At 71.1% G+C, this 23,863-nt stretch carries 15 protein-coding genes; 10 read left to right on the top strand and 5 right to left on the bottom strand.

The window, feature by feature from the left end:
* The first annotated feature begins 160 nt into the window (after positions 1–160).
* From D0Z67_RS06545 to D0Z67_RS30390, 9 genes are all read left to right on the top strand, one after another.
* A complete protein-coding gene (locus D0Z67_RS06545; RefSeq protein WP_031182820.1) occupies positions 161–3,106 on the top strand; it encodes a M14 family metallopeptidase in 2,946 nt (981 codons plus the stop codon).
* A gap of 297 nt (positions 3,107–3,403) precedes the next feature.
* A complete protein-coding gene (gene gap / locus D0Z67_RS06540; RefSeq protein ID WP_031182819.1) occupies positions 3,404–4,414 on the top strand; it encodes a type I glyceraldehyde-3-phosphate dehydrogenase in 1,011 nt (336 codons plus the stop codon).
* 144 nt (positions 4,415–4,558) lie between these two features.
* Positions 4,559–5,770 (top strand): phosphoglycerate kinase, encoded by a 1,212-nt coding sequence (locus tag D0Z67_RS06535; protein WP_031182818.1) that lies wholly within the window; start codon positions 4,559–4,561, stop codon positions 5,768–5,770.
* A gap of 6 nt (positions 5,771–5,776) precedes the next feature.
* The gene (tpiA, locus tag D0Z67_RS06530) at positions 5,777–6,553 is read left to right on the top strand and encodes a triose-phosphate isomerase (protein WP_031182817.1); all 777 of its coding nucleotides are present in this window, start codon (positions 5,777–5,779) and stop codon (positions 6,551–6,553) included.
* Between the two features lie 122 nt (positions 6,554–6,675).
* Positions 6,676–6,912 carry a preprotein translocase subunit SecG gene (gene secG, locus D0Z67_RS06525; RefSeq protein WP_030809737.1) on the top strand — a complete coding sequence of 79 codons (237 nt, stop codon included), beginning with the start codon at positions 6,676–6,678 and terminating at the stop codon, positions 6,910–6,912.
* 251 nt (positions 6,913–7,163) lie between these two features.
* Entirely contained in the window at positions 7,164–7,499 is a 336-nt protein-coding gene (locus D0Z67_RS06520; RefSeq protein WP_003957010.1) for an RNA polymerase-binding protein RbpA, read from the top strand.
* A gap of 123 nt (positions 7,500–7,622) precedes the next feature.
* On the top strand, positions 7,623–8,891 hold the full coding sequence (locus tag D0Z67_RS06515; RefSeq protein ID WP_078873516.1) for an MFS transporter: 1,269 nt from the start codon (positions 7,623–7,625) through the stop codon (positions 8,889–8,891).
* 76 nt (positions 8,892–8,967) lie between these two features.
* Complete coding sequence (pgi, locus tag D0Z67_RS06510; RefSeq protein ID WP_131589619.1) at positions 8,968–10,614, top strand: glucose-6-phosphate isomerase; 1,647 nt, start codon at positions 8,968–8,970, stop codon at positions 10,612–10,614.
* Between the two features lie 240 nt (positions 10,615–10,854).
* Complete coding sequence (locus D0Z67_RS30390) at positions 10,855–15,693, top strand: DUF3320 domain-containing protein (protein WP_031182001.1); 4,839 nt, start codon at positions 10,855–10,857, stop codon at positions 15,691–15,693.
* A gap of 83 nt (positions 15,694–15,776) precedes the next feature.
* On the opposite strand, the gene pgl is transcribed toward D0Z67_RS30390, so the two are convergent.
* Genes pgl through tkt form a run of 5 tightly spaced genes read right to left on the bottom strand, consistent with a single transcriptional unit; the run spans position 15,777 to position 22,430 of the window.
* A complete protein-coding gene (gene pgl / locus D0Z67_RS06500; RefSeq protein WP_031182002.1) occupies positions 15,777–16,559 on the bottom strand; it encodes a 6-phosphogluconolactonase in 783 nt (260 codons plus the stop codon).
* On the bottom strand, positions 16,556–17,653 hold the full coding sequence (gene opcA / locus D0Z67_RS06495; RefSeq protein WP_031182003.1) for a glucose-6-phosphate dehydrogenase assembly protein OpcA: 1,098 nt from the start codon (positions 17,651–17,653) through the stop codon (positions 16,556–16,558). The genes pgl and opcA overlap by 4 nt, the downstream gene beginning before the upstream one ends.
* Positions 17,650–19,188 carry a glucose-6-phosphate dehydrogenase gene (gene zwf, locus D0Z67_RS06490; protein ID WP_031182004.1) on the bottom strand — a complete coding sequence of 513 codons (1,539 nt, stop codon included), beginning with the start codon at positions 19,186–19,188 and terminating at the stop codon, positions 17,650–17,652. Before zwf ends, opcA begins: the two co-directional genes overlap by 4 nt.
* A gap of 1 nt (position 19,189) precedes the next feature.
* Positions 19,190–20,308, bottom strand: a complete 1,119-nt coding sequence (gene tal / locus D0Z67_RS06485; protein WP_031182005.1) for a transaldolase — start codon at positions 20,306–20,308, stop codon at positions 19,190–19,192.
* A gap of 34 nt (positions 20,309–20,342) precedes the next feature.
* A complete protein-coding gene (gene tkt, locus D0Z67_RS06480; RefSeq protein ID WP_031182006.1) occupies positions 20,343–22,430 on the bottom strand; it encodes a transketolase in 2,088 nt (695 codons plus the stop codon).
* Between the two features lie 388 nt (positions 22,431–22,818).
* On the opposite strand from tkt, the gene D0Z67_RS06470 reads away from it, so the two are divergent.
* Positions 22,819–23,805 (top strand): heme o synthase, encoded by a 987-nt coding sequence (locus tag D0Z67_RS06470; protein ID WP_031182007.1) that lies wholly within the window; start codon positions 22,819–22,821, stop codon positions 23,803–23,805.
* Positions 23,806–23,863: the final 58 nt, after the last annotated feature.

Below are 23,863 nucleotides of genomic sequence, written 5' to 3'. Positions count from 1 at the left end.
ACCGGCGTTTCGCGTGTCCTTGGGGCGCTCTTGACTCGATCATGCAGTGACATGAGCCTGGCAACCTGTTCGCCGCTGTGGCGGACCATCGCGAGGGGGGTTCATGAGACACCGAGTGAGACCCGCAGCCCGGCCCACAGCAAGAACCACGCCAAGACCCGTGTCCCGACCCACGGCCAGGGCGGTCCTCGCCGTCGGGGCGCTGCTGGCCGGAGCGGCCTGCCTCACGCCCGTCGCCCAGGCGAGGGAGAGCGCGCCCGCCGGTAGCGGCAGCGAGGTCAAGGTCTTCCGGGCCGAGGTGACCCGCGCCCAGGTGCCCCTGCTGCTCAGGGCCGGACAGGACGCCCACGAGCTGGGGGAGCGGGTGGCCGCGCGCGGCCGGACCGCCGTCGAGGTCTACCTCACCGACGGACAGGCCCGCGGCCTGAAGGCGCAGGGCGTCCGCCTCACCGAGCACGCCCTGCCGAGCGGCGCCGGCAAGCGCCTGTCGGCCGCCGCCCAGGGCGTGTTCCGCCCGTACAGCGGGAGCGGCGGGCTCAAGGAGGAGATCCTGCGGACCGCCCAGGAAAACCCCGGCCTCGCCAAGGTCGAGTCCATCGGCCGTACCGTGCGCGGCCAGGACATCCTCGCGCTCAAGGTCACCAGGAACGCCCGCAGCACGAAGGACGGCTCCCGGCCCGCCGTGCTGTACGTGTCCAACCAGCACGCGCGGGAGTGGATCACGCCGGAGATGACCCGGCGCCTGATGCACCACTATCTGGACAACTACCGGTCGGACAAGCGGATCAAGAAGCTCGTGGACACCACCGAGCTGTGGTTCGTGCTGTCCGCCAACCCCGACGGCTACGACTACACCTTCAAGGACTCCAGTACCCGGCTGTGGCGGAAGAACCTGCGGGACGTCAACGGCGACGGGGTCATCGGCACTGGCGACGGCGTCGACCTCAACCGCAACTTCGGCTACAAGTGGGGCTACGACGACGAGGGTTCGTCCCCCAGCCCCGCCAGCGAGACCTACCGCGGCCCGAGCGCGAACTCCGAGCCGGAGACCAGGGCGCTGGACGCGCTGGAGAAGCGCGTGCGGTTCGCGTACGGCATCAACTACCACTCCGCCGCCGAGCTGCTCCTCTACGGCGTCGGCTGGCAGGTCGCCACCGACACGCCCGACGACGTCCTCTACCGGGCGCTGGCCGGCACCCCCGACAACCCGGCGATCCCCGGCTACCGTTCGCAGGTCTCCTCGGAGCTGTACACCACCAACGGCGAGGCGGACGGGCAGGCCGCGAACGTCAACGGCATGGCGATGTTCACCCCCGAGATGTCCACCTGCGCGACCGCCTCCGAGTCCGACCCGGACGACGCCTGGAACCCCGACGACTGCCGCTCGGTCTTCACCTTCCCGGACGACGAGACGCTGATCCAGCGGGAGTTCGAGAAGAACGTGCCGTTCGCGCTCTCCGTCGCGGAGACCGCCGCCCACCCCGACCGGCCCGTCTCCACGGTCGGCCTGAGCGCCCCCGACTTCACCCCGGCCGCCTTCACCACCTCCTACGCGCGGGGCAGCGGCCAGCAGGTCTCCGTCGTCGCCCGCAAGTCGGTCCGGAACAAGCGACTGGTGTACCGCGTCAACAAGGGCCGCACCCACGAGCGCACCCTGCGCCCGTGGAAGGGCGGCGAGACCTACGGCGGCGACGACAACCTCCACTTCGACCAGTACCGCGCCGAGGTGCCCGGCGGCAGAGCCGGCGACCGGGTCGAGGTCTGGTTCACGGGAGCGGGCCGTGCGAAGGCGAGCCGTCACTTCACCTACACCGTCGCCGACCGGGGCACCGCCGACACCCTCGTCGTAGCGGAAGAGGGCGTCACCGCGACCCAGGCCCGCGCCTACACCGACGCGCTCAAGGCGGCCGGCCGCCGGCCCCTGGTGTGGGACACCGCCCGGCAGGGCACCCCCGATGCCCTCGGCGTCCTCGGCCACTTCCGCACCGTCGTCCACTACTCCGGCCCCGACGGGCCCGGCAACGCCACCCAGCTCCAGCTGCGCGCCCACCTCAACGAGGGCGGCAAGCTGATCGAGGCCGGCGAGCAGGCCGGCGGCGAGGTGGACCTCGGCGGCGGCAACCTCTCCGACGACTTCAGCCAGTACTACCTGGGCGCCTACAGCCGGACCTCCACCAAGGGCGCCACCGGCATCACCGGCACCGGCGCACTGAACGGCGTCTCCGCCACGCTCGGCGACGCCCCGGGCAACCCGCTCGACGCGGCCGGTGCCTACGGGGTCACCTCGGACGAGCTGCCCGCCGCGACGTACCCGCAGTTCCGCAGCGCGGGCGCGGGCCGGTTCACGGGTGCCGTCAGCCCGTACGGGCCGTACGCGGGCTCGTACATGGCCGCCGCCGTGCACACCGACGACGCCTACAAGCGCCTCACCCGCACCATCGACCTCACGGGGGTCGGCGCCGCCGAGAAGCCCGCGTTCGGCACCCGGCTGCTGTGGGACACCGAGCGGGGTTACGACCACGCGGTGGTGGAGGTGCACACCGTCGGCGCCGACGACTGGACGACCCTGCCGGAGGCGGGCGGTGCCACCACCGACGCCGTGCCCGCCGAGTGCGGGGCCGGGTTCCTGGTCGGGGAGCACCCCTGGCTCAAGCACTACCTGACGCTCACGGGCAACGCCTGCACCGCCACCGGGACCACCGGCCGGTGGCACAGCCTCACCGGACGCTCGTCGGGCTGGCAGCGGGTGGACTTCGACCTGAGCACCTACGCGGGCAAGCAGATCGAGCTGTCCGTCTCCTACATCACCGACCCCGGCACCGGCGGCCACGGCGTGCTCGTCGACGACGCCTCGCTCGTCGTCGGCGGCAACGCGAAGGAGACGGAAGGGTTCGAGTCCTCCCTCGGCCCCTGGCGCGCCTCCGGCCCCCCGGCCGGGAGCCCGGCGGTGCTGAAGGACTGGACCCGGACCGGCGCCCTCTTCCAGACCTATGGGGCCATCACCACCGACGACACCGTGCTGCTCGGATTCGGCCTGGAACAGGTCCCGTCGGCGGCCGAACGGACCGCTCTCGTCCGCAAGGCGCTCGCCGCACTCGACAGGTGAGCGAGACCCCCTCTCAACGGTGCGCGGAAGGCGCCCGTATCAGGTGAGCCAACCCGCTCACGAACGAGTGAAAAGCGCGTCAGCGGTGCCCGTCATTCCCTGACAAAGAGGAGTGAATCCACCGCCGTTCCGAGGCGTTCCGTACCCTACTGACGGGTACGGAACGCCTGCCCTTTTATGCGCCATCTCGATGTCACCCCAGGGGCTGCGGAGGGGTAGGGTCGTGGGTGGTCGGGGACATCCCAAATACAGCTCGCCGGCACCGCATGGCCGGCGTACCAACGAGGAGATCGGTTCGTGACGATCCGCGTAGGCATCAACGGCTTCGGCCGCATCGGGCGTAACTACTTCCGCGCTCTGCTGGAGCAGGGTGCGGACATCGAGGTTGTGGCTGTCAACGACCTGGGTGACACCGCGACCACGGCGCACCTGCTGAAGTACGACACCATCCTGGGCCGCCTCAAGGCCGAGGTGACGCACACCGACGACACGATCACGGTCGACGGTCACACCATCAAGGTGCTCTCCGAGCGCAACCCCGCCGACATCCCGTGGGGCGAGCTGGGCGTCGACATCGTCATCGAGTCGACCGGCATCTTCACCAAGCGCGACGACGCCGCCAAGCACCTGGCCGGCGGCGCCAAGAAGGTCCTCATCTCGGCTCCGGCCAAGGACGAGGACATCACCATCGTCATGGGCGTCAACCAGGACAAGTACGACCCGGCGAAGGACCACGTCATCTCCAACGCCTCGTGCACCACCAACTGTGTGGCGCCGATGGCGAAGGTGCTGGACGAGAACTTCGGCATCGTCAGCGGCCTGATGACCACGGTGCACGCGTACACCAACGACCAGCGCATCCTGGACTTCCCGCACAAGGACCTGCGCCGCGCCCGCGCCGCCGCCGAGAACATCATCCCGACCACCACGGGTGCCGCCAAGGCCACCGCGCTGGTCCTGCCGCAGCTCAAGGGCAAGCTCGACGGCATCGCGATGCGCGTCCCGGTCCCGACCGGCTCGGCCACCGACCTGGTCGTGGAGCTCCAGCGCGAGGTCACCAAGGACGAGGTCAACGCCGCGTTCAAGAAGGCGTCCGAGGACGGTTCGCTCAAGGGCTTCCTGTCCTACACCGAGGACGAGATCGTGTCCTCCGACATCGTCGGCGACCCGGCCTCCTGCACCTTCGACTCGTCCCTGACCATGGTCCAGGACGGCAACACGGTGAAGATCCTCGGCTGGTACGACAACGAGTGGGGCTACTCCAACCGTCTCGTGGACCTGACGGTCTTCGTCGGCGAGCAGCTCTGATCCACGGGATCGGACACAGCAGGACCTTGAAGTGAGAGCAGGGCCCGGGCAGCGCACGGCCGCGCCGTCCGGGCCCTGTCTCACGCACGGACCACGCCCTCTTACGATCAGGGGCATCACGAGCCCTCTCCAGGAGTCCACTCAATGAAGACGATCGACGAACTTCTCGCCGACGGCGTGAGCGGCAAGCGGGTATTCGTCCGCGCCGACCTCAACGTGCCGCTGGCAGACGGGACCATCACCGACGACGGCCGCATCCGTGCCGTCGTGCCCACCATCAAGGCCCTCGCCGACGCGGGCGCCGAGGTGGTCGTCGCCTCCCACCTTGGCCGTCCCAAGGGCGCCCCGGACCCGGCCTTCTCGCTGCTGCCCGTCGCCGAGCGTCTCGCCGAACTCCTCGGCACCCCGGTCGCCTTCGCCGAGGACACCGTCGGCCCCGCCGCCCACGCGGCCGTCGACTGCCTGGAGCCGGGTCAGGTCGCGGTCATCGAGAACCTGCGCTTCAACCCCGGCGAGACCTCCAAGGACGACACCGAGCGCGGCGAGTTCGCCGACCAGCTGGCCGCCCTCGCCGACGTGTACGTGGGCGACGGCTTCGGCGCCGTGCACCGCAAGCACGCCTCCGTCTACGACCTCCCGGCCCGGCTGCCGCACTATGCCGGCTACCTGATCGCGCGCGAGGTCGGCGTCCTGAAGAAGCTCACCGACGACGTCAAGCGCCCCTACGTCGTCGTCCTCGGCGGCGCCAAGGTCTCCGACAAGCTCGCCGTCATCGACGAGCTGCTCGGCAAGGCCGACCGTCTGCTCATCGGCGGCGGCATGGCCTACACGTTCCTCAAGGCGCAGGGCCACGAGGTCGGCATCTCCCTCCTCCAGGAGGACCAGATCCCGGCCGTCAAGGAGTACATGGAGCGCGCCGAGAAGAACGGCGTCGAGCTGGTCCTGCCCGTGGACGTCCTGGTCTCCCCGGAGTTCCCGGACCTGAAGACCAAGGCGCCCTCGGAGCACACCGTGGTCGACGCGGACAAGATCCCCGCCGACCAGGAGGGCCTGGACATCGGCCCGAGGACCCGCGAGCTGTACGCCTCGAAGCTCGGCGACGCCGAGACCGTGTTCTGGAACGGCCCGATGGGCGTCTTCGAGCACCCCGACTACGCCGAGGGCACCAAGGCGGTCGCCCAGGCGCTCGTCGACTCCGACGGCTTCTCCGTCGTCGGCGGCGGTGACTCCGCCGCCGCGGTGCGTACGCTCGGGTTCGACGAGAACGCATTCGGCCACATCTCGACCGGCGGCGGCGCCTCCCTCGAGTACCTCGAGGGCAAGACGCTCCCCGGCCTCGCCGCACTGGAGGACTGACCCCGCATGACCACTCGCACGCCGATCATGGCGGGCAACTGGAAGATGAACCTCAACCACCTCGAGGCCATCGCGCACGTCCAGAAGCTCGCCTTCGCCCTGGCCGACAAGGACTACGAGGCCGTCGAGGTCGCCGTCCTGCCGCCCTTCACCGACCTGCGCTCCGTGCAGACCCTGGTCGACGGCGACAAGCTCAAGATCAAGTACGGTGCCCAGGACATCTCCCGGCACGAGTCCGGCGCCTACACCGGCGAGATCTCGGGCCCGATGCTGGCCAAGCTGAAGTGCTCCTACGTGCTGGCCGGGCACTCCGAGCGCCGCCAGTACCACCACGAGACCGACGACGTGGTCAACGCCAAGGTCAAGGCGGCCTTCCAGAACGGCCTCACCCCGATCCTGTGCGTCGGCGAGGAGCTGGACGTCCGTGAGGCGGGCAACCACGTCGAGCACACCCTCGCCCAGGTCGAGGGCGGCCTGAAGGACGTCCCGGCCGAGCAGGCCGAGACCGTCGTGATCGCCTACGAGCCCGTGTGGGCCATCGGCACCGGCAAGGTCTGCGGCTCCGACGACGCGCAGGAGGTCTGCGGCGCGATCCGGGGCAAGCTCGCCGAGCTGTACTCCCAGGATGTCGCCGACAAGATCCGCATCCAGTACGGCGGCTCCGTGAAGTCCGGCAACGTCGCCGAGATCATGGCCAAGCCGGACATCGACGGTGCCCTGGTGGGCGGCGCGTCGCTGGACACCGACGAGTTCGTCAAGATCGTCCGGTTCCGCGATCAGTGATCCGGTCCGCGAGTAGGCGGTAGCGGCGATACGTCGTACTCTTGCGGGGGCATGGCCATCGTGCCGTGCCCCCGTCGTCCAGCTCAATCCGTCCGTCCGAATCCGAGGAAGTTGGTCCAGCCGTGGTTTTGGGGTTCTCGATCGCCCTGATCGTCTTCAGCCTGCTGCTGATGCTGCTGGTGCTGATGCACAAGGGGAAGGGCGGCGGCCTCTCCGACATGTTCGGTGGTGGCATGCAGTCCTCCGTGGGCGGCTCCTCGGTCGCCGAGCGCAACCTCGACCGGATCACGGTCGTGATCGCCGTGCTCTGGTTCGCCTCGATCATCGTGCTCGGCCTGCTCATGAAGTCGAGCGGCTGACCGCACCGCCGAGGCGGGGGCCGCGCGTACAGCCGCGATGCCCCGCACGTCCCACAAGTACATAGATTCCACACGTAAGGCCCCATGTTCGGTACGCGCTCACGAGCGCGGCCTATCATGGGGCTTGCGTCTGTGCGGAGGCGGTACCTCCCCTCACTGGACGCGCGTTGGGCCTTACGTAGACTGAGGCGCTCGCGGCGAAGCGATAGGCCGACCTGCTTCGCGGCACCATCACGCAGGGAGTTACGACCGTGGCAAGTGGCAACGCGATCCGGGGAAGCCGGGTCGGTGCGGGGCCGATGGGCGAGGCCGAGCGCGGCGAGTCCGCACCGCGTCTGCGCATCTCCTTCTGGTGCTCCAACGGGCACGAGACCCAGCCGAGCTTCGCCAGCGACGCGCAGGTCCCCGACACCTGGGACTGCCCGCGCTGCGGCTTCCCGGCCGGTCAGGACCGGGACAACCCGCCGGACCCGCCGCGCACCGAGCCCTACAAGACGCACCTCGCCTATGTGCGTGAGCGGCGCAGCGACGCGGACGGCGAGGCGATCCTCGCCGAGGCGCTCGCCAAACTGCGGGGCGAGATCTAGGAGTTGATGCCGGCCGGGACCCGAGAGGGTGCCCGGCCGGAGCTGTCCCGTCCGCAGGCCGGACCCCGTTGTCAGTGGTGCCCCCTACCGTGAGTGAGGTAACTGCGACTCAGGGGGACGGCCATGACGACGGCTCAGGTGGTGGGGGCGGCAACGCCCGCGTGGCGCGGCGGATTCGGGCGGCTGTGGAGCGCCGCCGTGCTCTCCCGCTTCGGCGACGCGCTGCGTACGGCCGCGCTGCCGCTGCTCGCCGTGCGGCTGACCGACGACCCGCTCGCCGTCGCCGCCGTGACCGCCTGCGGCTATGTGCCCTGGCTGCTGTTCGGCCTGCTGGGCGGCGCCGTGGCCGACCGGGTGGACCAACGGCGCGCGATGTGGGCCGTGGACGTGGCGCGCGGGCTGCTCGTCGCCGCGTTCGCCCTCGCGGTGGCCCTCGGGCACGCCTCGATCCCGCTGCTGATCGCGCTCGCCTTCTCCCTCACCGCGCTCCAGACCCTGTTCGACAACGCGGCGACCGCCCTGCTGCCCTCCGTGGTCCGGCCGGAGTCCCTGGGCAGCGCCAACGCCCGCCTGATGACCGGTCAGCAGCTCGCCGGAGGACTGCTCGGGGGACCCCTGGTGCCGCTGCTGCTGACGGCCGGGGCGTTCCTGCCCTATGCGGTCGACTCCCTCACCTACTTCCTGGGCGCCGCCCTCGTGGCCTCCCTGCGCACAGGGTCGCCGGCACGTGAACCGCGCCCGCCCGGCGCGACCCTGCGCGCGGACATGGGAGAGGGGCTGCGAGCCCTCTGGCGGGACCGCGCGCTCCGCGCGACCTGCGGAGCCACCCTGCTGTGCAACATCGGCATGGGCGCCCTGATCGCCACCCTGGTCCTGCATGTCACCGGCTGGCTGCACGCGGGGAACGCCGGATACGCCGCCGCCATGACCGCCTACTCGGCCGGCAGCATCGCCGGCGGCTTCCTGGCCCAGCGCCTGGCGGGCCGCCTCGGCCGGGTACGGGCCCTGCTGCTGGGCGGCACCGTGCAGACCGGGGCGCTGCTCCTGATGGGCTCCGTCCGGGAGTTGGCCGCGCTGATCGCCGGGATGCTGCTGCTCGGCGCGATGGGCATGGTGTGGAACGTCAACCAGGTGACGCTGATGCAGCAGCGCGCCCCCGCCGCGATGACCGGCCGTATCTCGGCCGCCTTCCGCACCGCCTCCACCGCCGGAGCGCCCTTCGGCGCCCTGCTGGGCGGTGCCGCCGCCCGCACCCTCGGCCTCTACACCCCCGCCCTCCTCACGGCAGCCCTCTTCGCGGCGGCGGTGCTCGTACTGATACCGGCGCGCTCGGCGGACGTGTCGAAGGACGAGAAGCGGGGCGGTGTCACCACCGGCCCGGCCCCGGCGTGATCAATTAGGTTGGTCCCGCAGTGGGCACACGGGGCAGGACAGGCGACAGGCGCGGAAAGGAAGGCGGAAGCCGGAGATGAACGCAGAAGGCCGTACAGCACTGAACCGGACGCCCGAGTGGGCCGCTCTCAAGGAGCACCGCGAGGGATTCGGCGGGACGGGCCTGCGGGAGCTGTTCGACGCCGACCCGGAGCGCGGGCGGACGTACACGGTCCAGGTCGGGGACCTCTACATCGACTACAGCAAGCAGCTCGTGGACGCCGAGGCGTTGCGGCTCCTCCAGGAACTCGCCGTCGCCACGGATGTGTTCGGTCAGCGGGACGCGATGTTCCGTGGTGACCGGATCAACACGACCGAGGACCGCGCGGTGCTGCACACCGCGCTGCGTGCCCCTCGGGACGCGGTGATCGAGGTCGACGGGGAGAACGTCGTCCCCGCCGTGCACGCGGTGCTGGACAAGATGGCCGGCTTCGCCGACCGGGTCCGCTCGGGCGAGTGGACCGGTCACACCGACAAGCGGATCAAGAACATCGTCAACATCGGTATCGGCGGCTCCGACCTCGGTCCGGCGATGGCGTTCGAGGCGCTGCGTCCCTTCACCGACCGTGGCCTGACGGTGCGGTTCGTGTCGAACGTGGACGGCGCGGACCTGCACGAGGCGATCCGTGATCTGGACCCGGCGGAGACGCTGTTCATCGTGGCGTCCAAGACGTTCACGACGATCGAGACGATCACCAACGCCACGTCGGCCCGCAAGTGGCTGCTGGACGTCCTCGGTGACGACAAGGCGGTCGCGAAGCACTTCGTGGCGCTGTCCACGAACGCGGAGAAGGTCACCGGGTTCGGTATCGACGCGGACAACATGTTCGAGTTCTGGGACTGGGTCGGGGGCCGGTACTCCTTCGACTCGGCGATCGGTCTGTCGCTGATGATCGCGATCGGGCCGGAGAGGTTCCGGGAGCTGCTGGACGGTTTCCACACCGTGGACGAGCACTTCCGTACCGCTCCGGCGGAGGAGAACGCGCCGCTGCTGCTGGGCCTGCTGGGGATCTGGTACGGGAACTTCTTCGACGCGCAGTCGCACGCGGTCCTGCCGTACAGCCACTATCTGTCCAAGTTCACGGCGTACTTGCAGCAGCTGGACATGGAGTCCAACGGCAAGTCCGTGCAGAAGGACGGCACTCCGGTGGAGTGGCAGACCGGCCCGGTGGTCTGGGGCACGCCGGGGACCAACGGGCAGCACGCGTACTACCAGTTGATCCATCAGGGGACGAAGCTGATCCCGGCGGACTTCATCGGGTTCGCGCGTCCGGTGGACGAGCTGAGTGATGAACTGAAGTCCCAGCACGACCTGTTGATGGCCAACTTCTTCGCCCAGACCCAGGCCCTCGCCTTCGGCAAGACCGAGGAAGAGGTCCGGGAGGAGGGGGTGCCCAAGGAGCTGATCCCGCACAAGACCTTCCAGGGGAACCGGCCGACGACGACCATCCTGGCCCCCGAGCTGACCCCGTCCGTGCTGGGGCAGCTCATCGCGCTGTACGAGCAGAAGGTGTTCGTCCAGGGCGCCGTCTGGAACATCGACTCCTTCGACCAGTGGGGCGTCGAGCTGGGCAAGGTCCTCGCCAAGCGCATCGAACCCGCCCTCACCGAGGGCGCGGACGTGCCCGGTCTCGACCCGTCGACGCGGGCGCTGGTCGCCGAGTACCGGGAGATGGGCGGCTGACCGGCCGGTGAGGCGGGCGCGGCCGGCTCGGGCCGCCGCGCCCGCCACCCGGGGGACTCCGGTGCCATCGGTCAAGTGAAAGCAGGCCGACCGCGCAAGAGTTCCGCCGTTCTTTCACAACAGATCCATATCGGGTTGTCGATCTCCGGCGTGGCGGGCGAACGTACCTGATAGGGAGATACCTCCAGGGGGGCCGGAGAGGGTGGTCACCCCTGCGCAGCTCCGGGAGGTACCCACCACATGGCCCATCAGCCGCACACCCTGTTGAAGGCCGTGCTCGACGGATGGCGGAACTCTCTGCTGGACATGGGCGGCCGCAACCGGCTGCTGAACTTCCGGCACACCAGGACCGCCACCCTGGAGATCACCGCACCGGACCCGGCCGCCCTGCTCGCGGAGCTGGCCAAGGGCTGGGAGTTCGCCCCTGTCACCGAGCGGGCTGCCGGGGTCGAGCTGGCCAAGTCCGGTGACAGCGGCACCGCCCGGCGCTCCCGGCCCGGACTGGTCACCCAGAAGACCACCCAGGCGGCGCTGGACAGTTCGCTGTACCAACTCCGCCAGAAGTCCGGCCAGATGTTCAACGACTACGGCCTCTGGGTGCTCTGGCTCGGCATCGGCATGCTCGACTGGCGCGAGCCCGGCGCGCACGAGAGCAGCGCGGCCCCGCTGCTCCTCGTCCCCGTGGAGCTGCGCCGGGACGGCAACCGCCGGTACCGGCTCCACCCGGCCGAGGGGCAGGAGCGCATCCACAACCCGGCGCTCGCCGTGAAGGCGGACCGGCTCGGGGTCGACTGGGCGCCCGTCACGAGCGCCGACGCCGCCGACCCGGCCGCCGTGCTCGCCGCCGCCCGGAAGGTCACCGCCCGGCTGGACGGCTGGGACGTGCGGGAGCGGGCGGTGCTCGGGCTGTTCGCCTCCCACCGCGAGGCGATGTACCAGGACCTCCAGCAGAACGAGGAGCAGATCCTCGCCCACCCGCTGGTCCGCGCCGTCGCCCTCGGTCCCGACGCCGGGCTCCCCGCCGATCTGGTCGACTTCGAGCCGCCCGGCCTCGACCGGATCGACGAGATCCAGCTCCCCGAGCGCACCCCGCTCGTGCTCGACGCCGACGCCTCCCAGCGCCAGTGCGTGGCGGCCGCGCTGGACGGGCGGTCCTTCGTGATGAGCGGGCCGCCCGGCACCGGCAAGAGCCAGACCATCACCAACCTGATCGCCGCGCTCATGCACGCCGGCCGCAGTGTGCTGTTCGTGAGTGAGAAGGCCGCCGCGCTGGACGTGGTGCGCAACCGGCTGGGGGCGGTCGGCCTCGGCGACTTCGTGATGGCGCTGCACAGCGGCGACACCAGCAAGAAGGCGGTGGCCACCGAACTCGCGCGGGTGCTCACCACCGAGGCCCGCGTCACCGGCGCCGCCGCCCACGAGCTGGAGCGCGCCCGTGCCCTGCGCGAGGAACTGTCCGGGTACGCGGCCGCGATGAACGAGACCCGCGACCCCCTGGGCCGCACCCTGCACGACGTCCTGGGCCGGCTGGTCCTGCTGGAGCAGGCCGGGACCCCGCAGCTCCCGCTCGGCGCGCGCAACGCCAAGGCCGTGCGCACCCTGAGCGCCGGCGCGCTCCAGGAGCTGCTGGCCGCCGCCGGTACCGTCGCCCGTGCCTGGCGCCCCGCCGCCGAGGGGGACGCCTTCGCCTGGCGCGGACTGACCGGCACCGCCCCGCACCAGGCCGTGGACGAGGCAGCCGACGCCCTCGGTGCCCTGGTCACCGCCGCCGGACGCCGCCCCTTCGCCGTCACCGTGGACGAGCCCCGCACGGTCCGCGAACTCCAGCAGCTCGTCCGCACCCTCACCGCCGGGCTGCCCGGCGTGACGGCACCGGCCGACGGGACGCTGCCCGACGACGTCACCGCCCACACCGCCCAGCTCGCCGACCTGTTCGGCATGCCCAAGCCGGACCGGCCCGAGGCCGCGTTCGCCCTGTGCGAGCTGGCCGCGCTCACCACCGCCGGACACCGCCCGCCGCGCGACTGGTTCGACGCCGGGACGCTGGGCCGCGCCCACACCGCCGCCGCCGAGCTGCGTACCGCCCTCGACGCCGAGGAGCGGGCCCGCGCGGCCGCCACCGACGTGTTCGGGGATCAGGTGGTCGCCGAGCCCGGACTCCCGGAGCTGGTCGCCCGGTTCGGGGAGCAGCACAAGGGGCTGATGGCCCGCTTCTCCGCGCAGTACAAGGCCGACCGGCAGACGCTCACCGCGCTCACCCGCACCGGCACCTGGGACAAGTCCCTCCTCGCCCGCCTGGACGACGCGCTCGCCTGGCACCGGGCCTCCGCCGAGGTCGCCCGGCTCACCAGGGCCCACCGCGCGCTCCTCGGCCCGTACACCCCGGGCACCCTGGCGGACTGCGCCGGCACCGACCGGGCCCTCGCCACCGCCGACCGGATCGCGGTGCTCGGCGCCCCGGCCGAGCGGCCCGCCCTGCTGGCCGACCGCCTCGCCGCCGACGCCGACCCCGACCCGCTGCCCACCCTGCTCGCCGACCAGATCCAGGGTGCCCTGGCCGCCTGGTGCGCCGCCGCCACCGCCCGCGCCGCCCGCTGGAACGCGGCCGTCACCGAGCTGCTCGACCAGTTCGACACGGCCCGGCGCACCCAGCTCTCGCCCGCCCTGCTCGGCCCGCTCGACCAGGCCGGCCGGGCCGTCGACGCCCTGCTGGACGACCCGCAGGGACCCGAGGTCTGGCACACCCACGTCGGCGGGGTCGCCGTGCTCGCCCGGCACGGCGCCGACACGCTGGTGGCCAGCGCCGCCGAGCGCGGGCTCGACCCGGAGCGGCTGCCCGAGGTGGCCGAGCAGGCGGTGCTGCGCGTCTGGGCCGACGACCTGCTCGCCACCGACCCCCGGCTGCGCAGCACCCGTTCGGAGGACCTGGACACCCGGGTCGCCGACTTCCGCGCCGCCGACCTGCGCCTGGTCGCGGCGGCGGGCGGCGCGGTGACGGAGGCGTGCAACAAGCGGCGCCCGCGCAACTTCGCCGGGGGCGGCGGCGCCGTCATCGTCCGCGAGGCCGAGAAGAAGACCCGGCACATGCCGGTGCGCGAACTGCTGGGGCGCACCCGCGAGGTCGTCCAGGCGGTCAAGCCCTGCTTCATGATGAGCCCGCTGACCGTCAGCCAGTTCCTGCCGCCCGACTTCCACTTCGACGTGGTGGTGTTCGACGAGGCGTCCCAGGTACGGCCGAGCGACGCGGTGAACTGCGTCTACCGGGGCCGCACCCTGATCGTCGCCGGTGACGACAAGCAGCTCCCGCCGACCTCCTTCTTCGACTCCGCGGTGGACGACGACTCCGACGAGTACGCCGAGGACCTGCCCGACTCCTTCGAGTCCCTGCTGCACGCCTGCAAGGCGGGCGCGATGCGCGAGCTGCCGCTGCGCTGGCACTACCGCAGCCGCCACGAGAACCTGATCACCTTCAGCAACCGCGAGTTCTACGCCAACTCGATGATCACCTTCCCCGGCGCGGTGGCCGAGGGCGAGGACGTGGGCGTGGCCTTCCTGGCGGCCGACGGTGTCTACGACCGGGGCGGACGACGGGACAACCGGGCCGAGGCCGAGTTCGTGGCCCGGCGGGTGCTGCACCACTTCGACACCCGGCCCGGCAAGACCCTCGGTGTCGTCGCGCTCTCCCAGGCGCAGGCGTCCGCGATCGACCTGGCCGTGCAGCAGGCCCGGCTCGCCCGGCCCGACCTCGACCACTGCTTCACCGAGGACCGGCTCGACGGGTTCTTCGTGAAGAACCTGGAGTCGGTGCAGGGCGACGAGCGCGATGTGATGATCATGTCGATCGGCTACGGCCCCGACGAACACGGCCGCCTCGGCCTCAACTTCGGCCCGATCAACAAGAACGGCGGCTGGCGGCGTCTCAACGTGGCGGTCACCCGCGCCCGCTTCCGCATGGAGGTCGTCTCCTCCTTCCGTGGCGCGAGCCTCGCGGACAGCGCGAACGAGAGCGTGCAGTACCTCAAGCGGTATCTGGAGTACGCCGAGAACGGCCCGGCCGTGCTCGCCCGTGACGTGGTCCAGTCGGACGCCGAACCCGACAGCCCCTTCGAGGAGTCCGTCCTCGCCGTGCTGCGCGGCTGGGGCTACCGGGTCCAGCCGCAGGTCGGTGTCGCCGGGTACCGCATCGACCTGGGCGTACGCCATCCCGCATCCCCCGGCGCGTACGCCCTCGGCATCGAGTGCGACGGCGCGATGTACCACTCGTCCAAGGCCGCCCGCGACCGGGACCGGCTGCGCGAGCAGGTGCTGAACGGGCTGGGCTGGCGGCTGCACCGCATCTGGGGCACCGACTGGTACCGGGGCCGGGCGGCGGCCGAACGCCGGCTGCGCGAGGCCGTCGAACAGGCCGTCGCGAGCGGGCCGTTGACCACGGTGACCGGCCCGACGGCCCTCCCCAAGGTGCCCGAGCAGCGGACCCAGCCCGTCGACATCCCGCTGGAGCGCGTCCCCGTCGACCCCGGCACCGGACGGGAGTGGAGCGCGCCCTACGCCCCCGGCGTCGTCACCGTCGCCCCGCGCCACGAACTGCACACCGCCGAGGCCCGGCCCGCGCTGCGCGAGGTGCTGGTCCGGATCATCGAGGCCGAAGGCCCGGTGCACGAGGACCTGCTGGTGCAGCGGGCGCGGGAAGCCTGGGGCGTCGGCCGGGCCGGCAGCCGTATCCGGGACAACGTCCGCGCGGTCGCCGACGCCCTGGTGCGCTCCCGGCGGATCGCCTCGGACGACGGCTTCTACGCGCTCGCCGACGCCGCCCCGCTGAAGGCCCGTCACCCCCGCGAGGGCGACACACCCCGCAAGGTCGTGCACATCGCGCCCGGTGAACGCCATGTGGCCCTCTTCGAGCTGGCCGCCGAGTGCCCCGGCATGACCGAGGACGAACTCATCAAGCAGACCTGCGAGTTCTTCGGCTGGCGGCGCACCGGCAAGGACATCCGCGACCGGCTCGCCGCCGACATCGCCGAACTCCGCGGCGCCGGACGGCTCCAGGGCGGCCCGGAGCAGGTGAGCGCCGCCCGCTGACACGGAAACCGGCGACACGGAGACCGCCGACACGGAGAAGGGGGCGACGGGAAAACCCCGCCGCCCCCTCGACCGCGCTCAGCTCACGGTGACGCCGGCGGATACATCGACCGGGGCAGATCCGCCGCGGCCGCCGAGTCCAGCAGCCACAGCGTGCGCGCCCGGCCCTGGGCACCGGCCGCCGGGGCCTGCACCTCGCCCGCGCCGGACAGCGCGATCGCCACCGCCTCGGCCTTGTCCTCGCCCGCCGCCAGCAGCCACACCTCACGCGCCGCGCGGATCGCGGGCAGCGTCAGGGAGGTCCGGGTCGGCGGCGGCTTGGGCGCGCCGTGCACACCCACCACCGTGCGCTCGGTCTCCCGCACCGCGGGCAGCTCCGGGAAGAGCGACGCCACATGCGTGTCCGGGCCGACGCCCAGCAGCAGCACGTCGAACTCCGGCACCTCGGCGTGGTCCTCGGGACCGGCCGCCTTGGCCAGCTCCGCCGCGTACGCGCCGGCCGCCGCGTCCACGTCCGCGCCGTAGGGCCCGTCGGACGCGGGCATCGGGTGCACGCGCGCCGGGTCCAGCGGTACGGAGTCCAGCAGGGCCTCGCGGGCCTGCGTGTAGTTGCGGTCCGGGTCGCCCTCGGGGAGGTAGCGCTCGTCGCCCCACCACAGGTCCAGGCGGCCCCAGTCGATCGCGTCCCGCGCGGGCGCCTTGGCCAGCGCGGCCAGCAGACCGTTGCCGTTGCGGCCCCCGGTGAGGACCACCGAGGCGTGACCGCGCGACGCCTGCGCGTCCACGATCTTGGTGATCAGCCGCGCGGCGGCGGCCTCGGCCATCAGTTCCTTGTCGCGGTGCACGACCAGTTGCGGAGTGCTCACTTCGACGCCGCCTTCCTCGCGAGGGAGTTCGGGGTCGGCCGCTCGGCCTCGCCCTCCTCGGTACCCGCCTCGGACTCGGCCACGGCCACCTCGGTGACCACCTCGTCCTCAGCGGACTTCGCCGCAGACTCGGCCGGAGCACCGCCCAGCGCCGCCACCGCGTCCGCGCCCATCGACAGCCGCTCCACGCCGAAGCGCAGGGCCGCCGCGTAGGTGTCGTCCGGGTCGAGCCGGCGCAGCTCCTCCGCGATCAGCTCGGCGGTGTCCCGGCGCTGGAGCGCCACCGCGCGGGACGGCTGGCCCTTGATGGACAGGTTCGCCAGCGAACCGTCCGCCCGGTCCAGCACGACCGGCCCGCACGTGGTCTCCATCCGGACCGCCGTCAGACCCGGCCCCGAGGACAGCGACCGCTGCACCGGCACACCCAGCCGGTCCGCCAGCCACATGGCCAGCAGCTCGCAGCTCGGGTTGAACTCCTCGCCCTCGACCTCGACGGACCGCACCTCGCAGTCCACCTGGTCCAGGGCCGCCGCCAGCATCGAACGCCACGGAGTGATCCGCGTCCACGCCAGGTCGGTGTCGCCCGGCGTGTACGTCTGCGCACGCGCCGCCAGCGCACGCACCGGCTGCTCGGCCGCGTAGGTGTCGGTGACCCGGCGCTGCGCCAGCGCGCCCAGCGGGTCCTCGGCCGGGGCGGCCGGCGAGTTCACCGGCCACCAGACCACCACCGGGGCGTCCGGGAGCAGCAGCGGCAGCACCACCGAGTCGGCGTGGTCGGACACCTCGCCGTACAGCCGCAGTACGGCCGTCTCGCCGGTGCCGGCCTCCGCGCCCACCCGTACCTCGGCGTCTAGGCGGGAGGTGGTGCGGTCGCGCGGGGTGCGCGAGACCCGGCGGATGACGACGAGCGTGCGCGAGGGGTGTTCCCGCGAGGCGTCGCTCGCCGCCCGCAGCGAGTCGTAGGCGTTCTCCTCGTCGGTGACGATGACCAGGGTCAGCACCATGCCCACGGCGGGCGTGCCGATGGCGCGGCGGCCCTCGATCAGCGCCTTGTTGATCTCACCGGCGGTGGTGTCGGTCAGGTCTATCTTCATGGCCGGCGCCAGCTCCGTCCGTCTCGTGCGAGCATCTGGTCGGCCTCGGCCGGGCCCCAGGTGCCCGACTTGTACTGCGCGGGCCGCCCGTGCTCGTCCCAGTACTCCTCGACCGGGTCGAGGATCTTCCAGGACAGCTCGACCTCCTCCGTACGCGGGAAGAGGTTCGCGTCGCCCAGCAGCACATCGAGGATGAGCCGCTCGTACGCCTCGGGGCTGGACTCGGTGAAGGACTCGCCGTACGCGAAGTCCATCGACACGTCCCGGATCTCCATCGAGGTGCCCGGCACCTTCGAGCCGAAGCGGACCGTGATGCCCTCGTCCGGCTGGACCCGGATGACGATCGCGTTCTGGCCCAGCTCCTCGGTCGCCGTGTGGTCGAACGGGGAGTGCGGCGCCCGCTGGAAGACCACCGCGATCTCGGTGACCCTGCGGCCCAGCCGCTTGCCGGTGCGCAGATAGAAGGGGACGCCCGCCCAGCGGCGGTTGTCGATCTCCAGCTTCAGCGCCGCGTAGGTGTCGGTCTTCGACTTGGGGTCGATGCCGTCCTCTTGCAGATAGCCGATGACCTTCTCGCCGCCCTGCCAGCCGGCCGCGTACTGTCCGCGCACGGTGTCGGCGCCCAGGTCCTTCGGCAGCCGTACGGCACCGAGCACCTTGGTCTTCTCCCTGGCCAGCGCGTCCGCGCCGAAGGAGGACGGCTCCTCCATGGCGGTCAGCGCCAGCAGCTGGAGCAGGTGGTTCTGGATGACGTCACGGGCGGCCCCGATGCCGTCGTAGTACCCGGCACGCCCGCCGACGCCGATGTCCTCGGCCATCGTGATCTGGACATGGTCCACGAAGGACCGGTTCCAGATCGGCTCGAACATCGTGTTGGCGAACCGCAGCGCCAGGATGTTCTGGACGGTCTCCTTGCCGAGGTAGTGGTCGATCCGGAACACCTGGTCCGGCTCGAACACCTCGTGCACGACCTTGTTGAGGTCCTCGGCGGACCTCAGGTCGTGGCCGAACGGCTTCTCGATGACCGCGCGCCGCCAGGAGCCCCCGGACTGGTCGGTCAGATCGTGCTTCTTGAGCTGCTGGATGACGACCGGGAAGGCGCTCGGCGGCACCGACAGGTAGAAGGCGAAGTTGCCGCCGGTGCCCTGCTGCTTGTCCAGCTCGTCGATGGTCGCGCGCAGCCGCTCGAACGCCTCGTCGTCGTCGAAGGTGCCCTGGACGAAGCGCATCCCCTGGATGAGCTGCTGCCAGACCTCCTCGCGGAACGGGGTCCGCGCGTGCTCCTTGACCGCGTCGTGCACGACCTGGGCGAAGTCCTCGTCCTCCCAGTCACGGCGGGCGAAGCCCACCAGGGAGAAGCCCGGCGGCAGCAGACCGCGGTTGGCCAGGTCGTAGACCGCCGGCATCAGCTTCTTGCGCGACAGGTCGCCCGTGACGCCGAAGATCACCAGGCCCGACGGCCCCGCGATGCGCGGGAGCCGTCGGTCCGCGGGATCACGAAGCGGGTTCGCTCCGGAACCGTTGAGGGGTGACAAATCAGCCCTCCGAGGGGGCGAGGCGCTTCAGCTCCGCCTCGGTCGACTTGAGCAGGTCGTTCCAGGACGCCTCGAACTTGTCCACGCCCTCGTCCTCCAGCACCTGGACGACGTCGTCGTAGGAGATGCCGAGGGCCTCGATCGCGTCGAGGTCGGCACGGGCCTGCTCGTAGGTGCCGGACACCGTGTCGCCGGTGATCTCACCGTGGTCCTCGGTGGCCTCCAGGGTGGCCTCCGGCATGGTGTTGACCGTGTTCGGCGCGACCAGGTCGGTGACGTACATCGTGTCCGAGTACGCCGGGTCCTTCACACCGGTCGACGCCCACAGCGGACGCTGCTTGTTGGCGCCCGCCTTCTCCAGCGCCTTCCAGCGGTCCGAGGAGAAGACCTCCTCGTACGCCTGGTAGGCGAGGCGCGCGTTGGCGACGGCGGCCTTGCCCATCAGCGCCTTGGCCTCGTCGGTGCCGACGGCCTTCAGCCGCTTGTCGATCTCGGAGTCCACGCGGGACACGAAGAAGGACGCCACGGAGTGGATCTTGGACAGGTCCAGGCCGCGTTCCTTGGCCATCTCCAGGCCGTTCAGGTAGGCGTCCATGACCTTGCGGTACCGGTCGAGGGAGAAGATCAGCGTGACGTTGACGCTGATGCCGGTGCCGATCGTCTCCGCGATGGCCGGCAGACCCGCCTCGGTCGCCGGGATCTTGATCAGCGTGTTCGGGCGGTCCACCAGCCACGCGAGCTGGCGGGCCTCGGCGAGCGTGGCGCGCGTGTTGTGCGCCAGGCGCGGGTCGACCTCGATGGAGACCCTGCCGTCCTTGCCGTCGGTGGCGTCGAAGACCGGGCGCATGATGTCGGCGGCGTCGCGGACGTCCGCCGTCGTGATCATGCGGATGGCCTCTTCGACCGTGACCTCACGCGCGGCGAGGTCGGTGAGCTGCTGGTCGTAGCCGTCGCCCTGCGAGATCGCCTTCTGGAAGATCGTGGGGTTGGTGGTGACGCCCACGACGTGCTGCTGGTCGATCAGCTCGGCGAGGTTGCCGGACGTGATCCGCTTGCGCGACAGGTCGTCCAGCCAGATCGCCACGCCTTCCTCGGAGAGGCGCTTCAGTGCGTCTGTCATGGAAATTGCATCTCCTACGTGTCGTTTACGGGCGTCAGCGCTGCGTGGCGGCGAGGGATTCCCGCGCCTTGTCGGCCACGTTCTCCGGAGTGAAGCCGAACTCGCGGAACAGGACCTTGCCGTCCGCGGACGCGCCGAAGTGCTCCAGCGAAACGATGCGGCCGGCGTCACCCACGTACTTGTGCCAGGTCAGGCCGATGCCCGCCTCGACGGCGACGCGGGCCTTGACCGACGGCGGCAGCACGGAGTCCCGGTACCCCTGGTCCTGCTCCTCGAACCACTCGACCGACGGCATCGAGACCACGCGGGTCGGCACGCCCCTGGCCTGGAGCTGCTCGCGCGCCTCCACGGCGACGTGCACCTCGGAACCGGTGGCGATCAGGATGACCTCGGGCTCGCCACCCTCGGCCTCGAACAGGACGTACCCGCCACGCGCGGCGTCCTCGTTCGGGTCGTACGTCGGCAGGCCCTGACGGCTGAGCACCAGGCCGGTCGGGGCGCCCTTGCCGAACTCCTTGGTCCAGCGCTTCAGCACCTCGCGCCAGGCGATGGCGGTCTCGTTGGCGTCCGCCGGGCGGACCACGTTCAGACCGGGGATCGCGCGCAGCGCGGCCAGGTGCTCCACCGGCTGGTGGGTCGGGCCGTCCTCGCCGAGACCGATCGAGTCGTGCGTCCACACGTACGTCACAGGCAGGTGCATCAGCGCAGACAGGCGCACGGCGTTGCGCATGTAGTCGGAGAAGACGAGGAACGTGCCGCCGTAGACCCGGGTGTTCCCGGCCAGCGTGATGCCGTTCATCTCGGCGGCCATCGCGAACTCACGGATGCCGAAGTGGATCGTGCGGCCGTACGGGGACGCCTCCGGGAGCGGGTTGCCCGCCGGGAGGAAGGAGCTGTCCTTGTCGATGGTCGTGTTGTTCGACCCGGCGAGGTCGGCGGAGCCGCCCCACAGCTCGGGGATGACCGGGCCGAGCGCCTGGAGGACCTTGCCGGAGGCGGCACGGGTGGCCACGCTCTTGCCGGTCTCGAAGACCGGGATCTTCAGCTCCCAGCCGGTCGGCAGGGCGCCCTCGCTGATGCGGTCGAACTCGGCCGCGCGGTCCGCGTTGTTCTCGCGCCAGACCTGGAAGCCCTTCTCCCACTCCGCCTTGGCCTGACGGCCGCGCTCCAGGGCGCCGCGGGTGTGGTCGAGGACCTCGTCGGCGACGGCGAAGCTCTGCGCCTCGTCGAAGCCGAGGACGCGCTTGGTGGCCGCGACCTCGTCGTCACCGAGGGCCGAGCCGTGTGCGGCCTCGGTGTCCTGGGCGTTCGGGGCGGGCCAGGCGATGATCGAGCGCATGGCGATGAAGGACGGCCGGTCGGTGACCGCCTTGGCCTTCTCGATCGCCGCGTAGATCGCCGCCGGGTCGAGGTCGCCGTCGGCCTTGGGCTCCACGCGCTGGACGTGCCAGCCGTACGCCTCGTACCGCTTCATCGTGTCCTCGGACACGGCGGTCTCGGTGTCGCCCTCGATCGAGATGTGGTTGTCGTCCCACAGCAGGACCAGGTTGCCGAGCTTCTGGTGGCCCGCGAGGGAGGACGCCTCGGAGGAGATGCCCTCCTGGAGGCAGCCGTCACCGGCGATGCAGTAGATGTAGTGGTCGAACGGGGACGTGCCCTCGGGCGCGTCGGGGTCGAACAGGCCCCGCTCGAAGCGGGACGCCATCGCCATGCCCACCGCGTTGGCCACACCCTGGCCCAGCGGGCCGGTCGTGGTCTCGACGCCCTCGGTGTGCCCGTACTCCGGGTGGCCCGGAGTCTTGGAGCCCCAGGTGCGGAAGGACTTCAGGTCGTCCAGCTCCAGGCCGAAGCCGGCCAGGTAGAGCTGTGTGTAGAGGGTCAGGGACGAGTGACCGGCGGACAGCACGAAGCGGTCGCGGCCCACCCAGCGCGGGTCGGCGGGGTCGTGCCGCATCACCTTCTGGAAGAGGGTGTAGGCGGCCGGGGCCAGGCTCATCGCCGTGCCGGGATGGCCGTTGCCGACCTTCTGTACGGCGTCGGCGGCCAGGACCCGGGCGGTGTCCACGGCCCGCTGGTCCAGCTCGGTCCACTCAAGGTCTGTGGTGGTCGGCTTGGTGCTCACCCTGGCTCAGGGCTCCTCTCCACATGTTGTTCGCCGGGTCGCGGCGCGTGGCGCCCGCCGGCCGCCGGTGCACTGGTGTCCACCGGCCGTTGTCGAGCCTACCCCCGAGGGGACGTGCGTTTTTTCGAGTCATTCCAGACTGCCGGGACTCGTCGCGATCCGCCTCCCGACCGGCCCGGGAGCCGCTTGGCACATGAATACGGAGCCGCTCGTCCGAGTGCTCAACCGAGCCGGGAGGGACCTCGGACGGGCGGTGTGCCGTAAGGGGCGACAACACGAGCCGACCCCGGCGAAAAACCGGATATGGGCAACGTCTAAAGTGGCGTGGTACGCGCGAGCCTTTACCCCGCTTTCACACGGGAATGCTCGCTTGATGTCTCTGTCAGGGGTGTGCGTGACGGCCGTCGAATCCCGTCCTGGGGGCACTTCCCAGGCCCTCAAGGCTCTGGGCGAGGCCGGTCCCGGTACGAGCCCGGACCCGGTTCACCGGTCGTTCGGGGCCCGCGTCAAGGGCTTCGTGGCGCTGACCAAGCCGCGGATCATCGAGCTGCTGCTCATCACCACGGTCCCGGTGATGTTCCTGGCCCAGCAGGGGGTGCCCGACCTGGGCCTCGTCCTGCTCACGTGCGTGGGCGGTTATCTGTCCGCGGGCGGCGCCAACGCGCTCAACATGTACATCGACCGGGACATCGACGCGCTGATGGACCGCACCTCGCAGCGGCCGCTGGTGACCGGACTGGTCAGCCCGCGCGAGTGCCTCGCCTTCGGTATCGGTCTGGCGGTCGTCTCGACGCTGCTGTTCGGGCTGACCGTCAACTGGCTGTCCGCGTGGCTGTCACTCGGTGCGCTCCTCTTCTACGTCGTCGTCTACACGATGATCCTCAAGCGGCGTACCTCGCAGAACATCGTCTGGGGCGGTATCGCGGGCTGTCTGCCGGTGCTCATCGGCTGGTCCTCGGTCACGAACTCGATGTCCTGGGCGCCGGTCATCCTCTTCCTCGTGATGTTCTTCTGGACGCCGCCGCACTACTGGCCGCTGTCCATGAAGGTCAAGGAGGACTACGCCCGCGTGGGCGTGCCGATGCTGCCCGTCATCGCCTCCAACAAGGTGGTCGCCCGGCAGATCGTGATCTACAGCTGGGTGATGGTCGCCGTCTCCCTGCTGCTGACCCCGCTCGGCTACACCGGCTGGTTCTACACCGTGGTCGCCCTCGCGGCCGGCGGCTTCTGGCTCTGGGAGGCGCACGGCCTGCAGAACCGGGCCAAGGCCGAGGTGTCGGGGGCCAAGCTCAAGGAGATGCGGCTGTTCCACTGGTCGATCACCTACGTCTCCATTCTCTTCGTCGCCGTCGCGGTGGACCCCTTCCTGCGCTGAACCCGCGCTGAGGCGCCCCTCACGTCGCCCTTTTGCCTACTCGTCGGTAGCATCCCTG

Origin of the sequence: Streptomyces seoulensis, from assembly GCF_004328625.1 — a bacterium.
Taxonomy (GTDB): Bacteria; Actinomycetota; Actinomycetes; order Streptomycetales; family Streptomycetaceae; genus Streptomyces; species Streptomyces seoulensis.
Note: the sequence above shows the minus strand (reverse complement) of the source record. Positions and strands in the feature narration are given on the sequence as shown.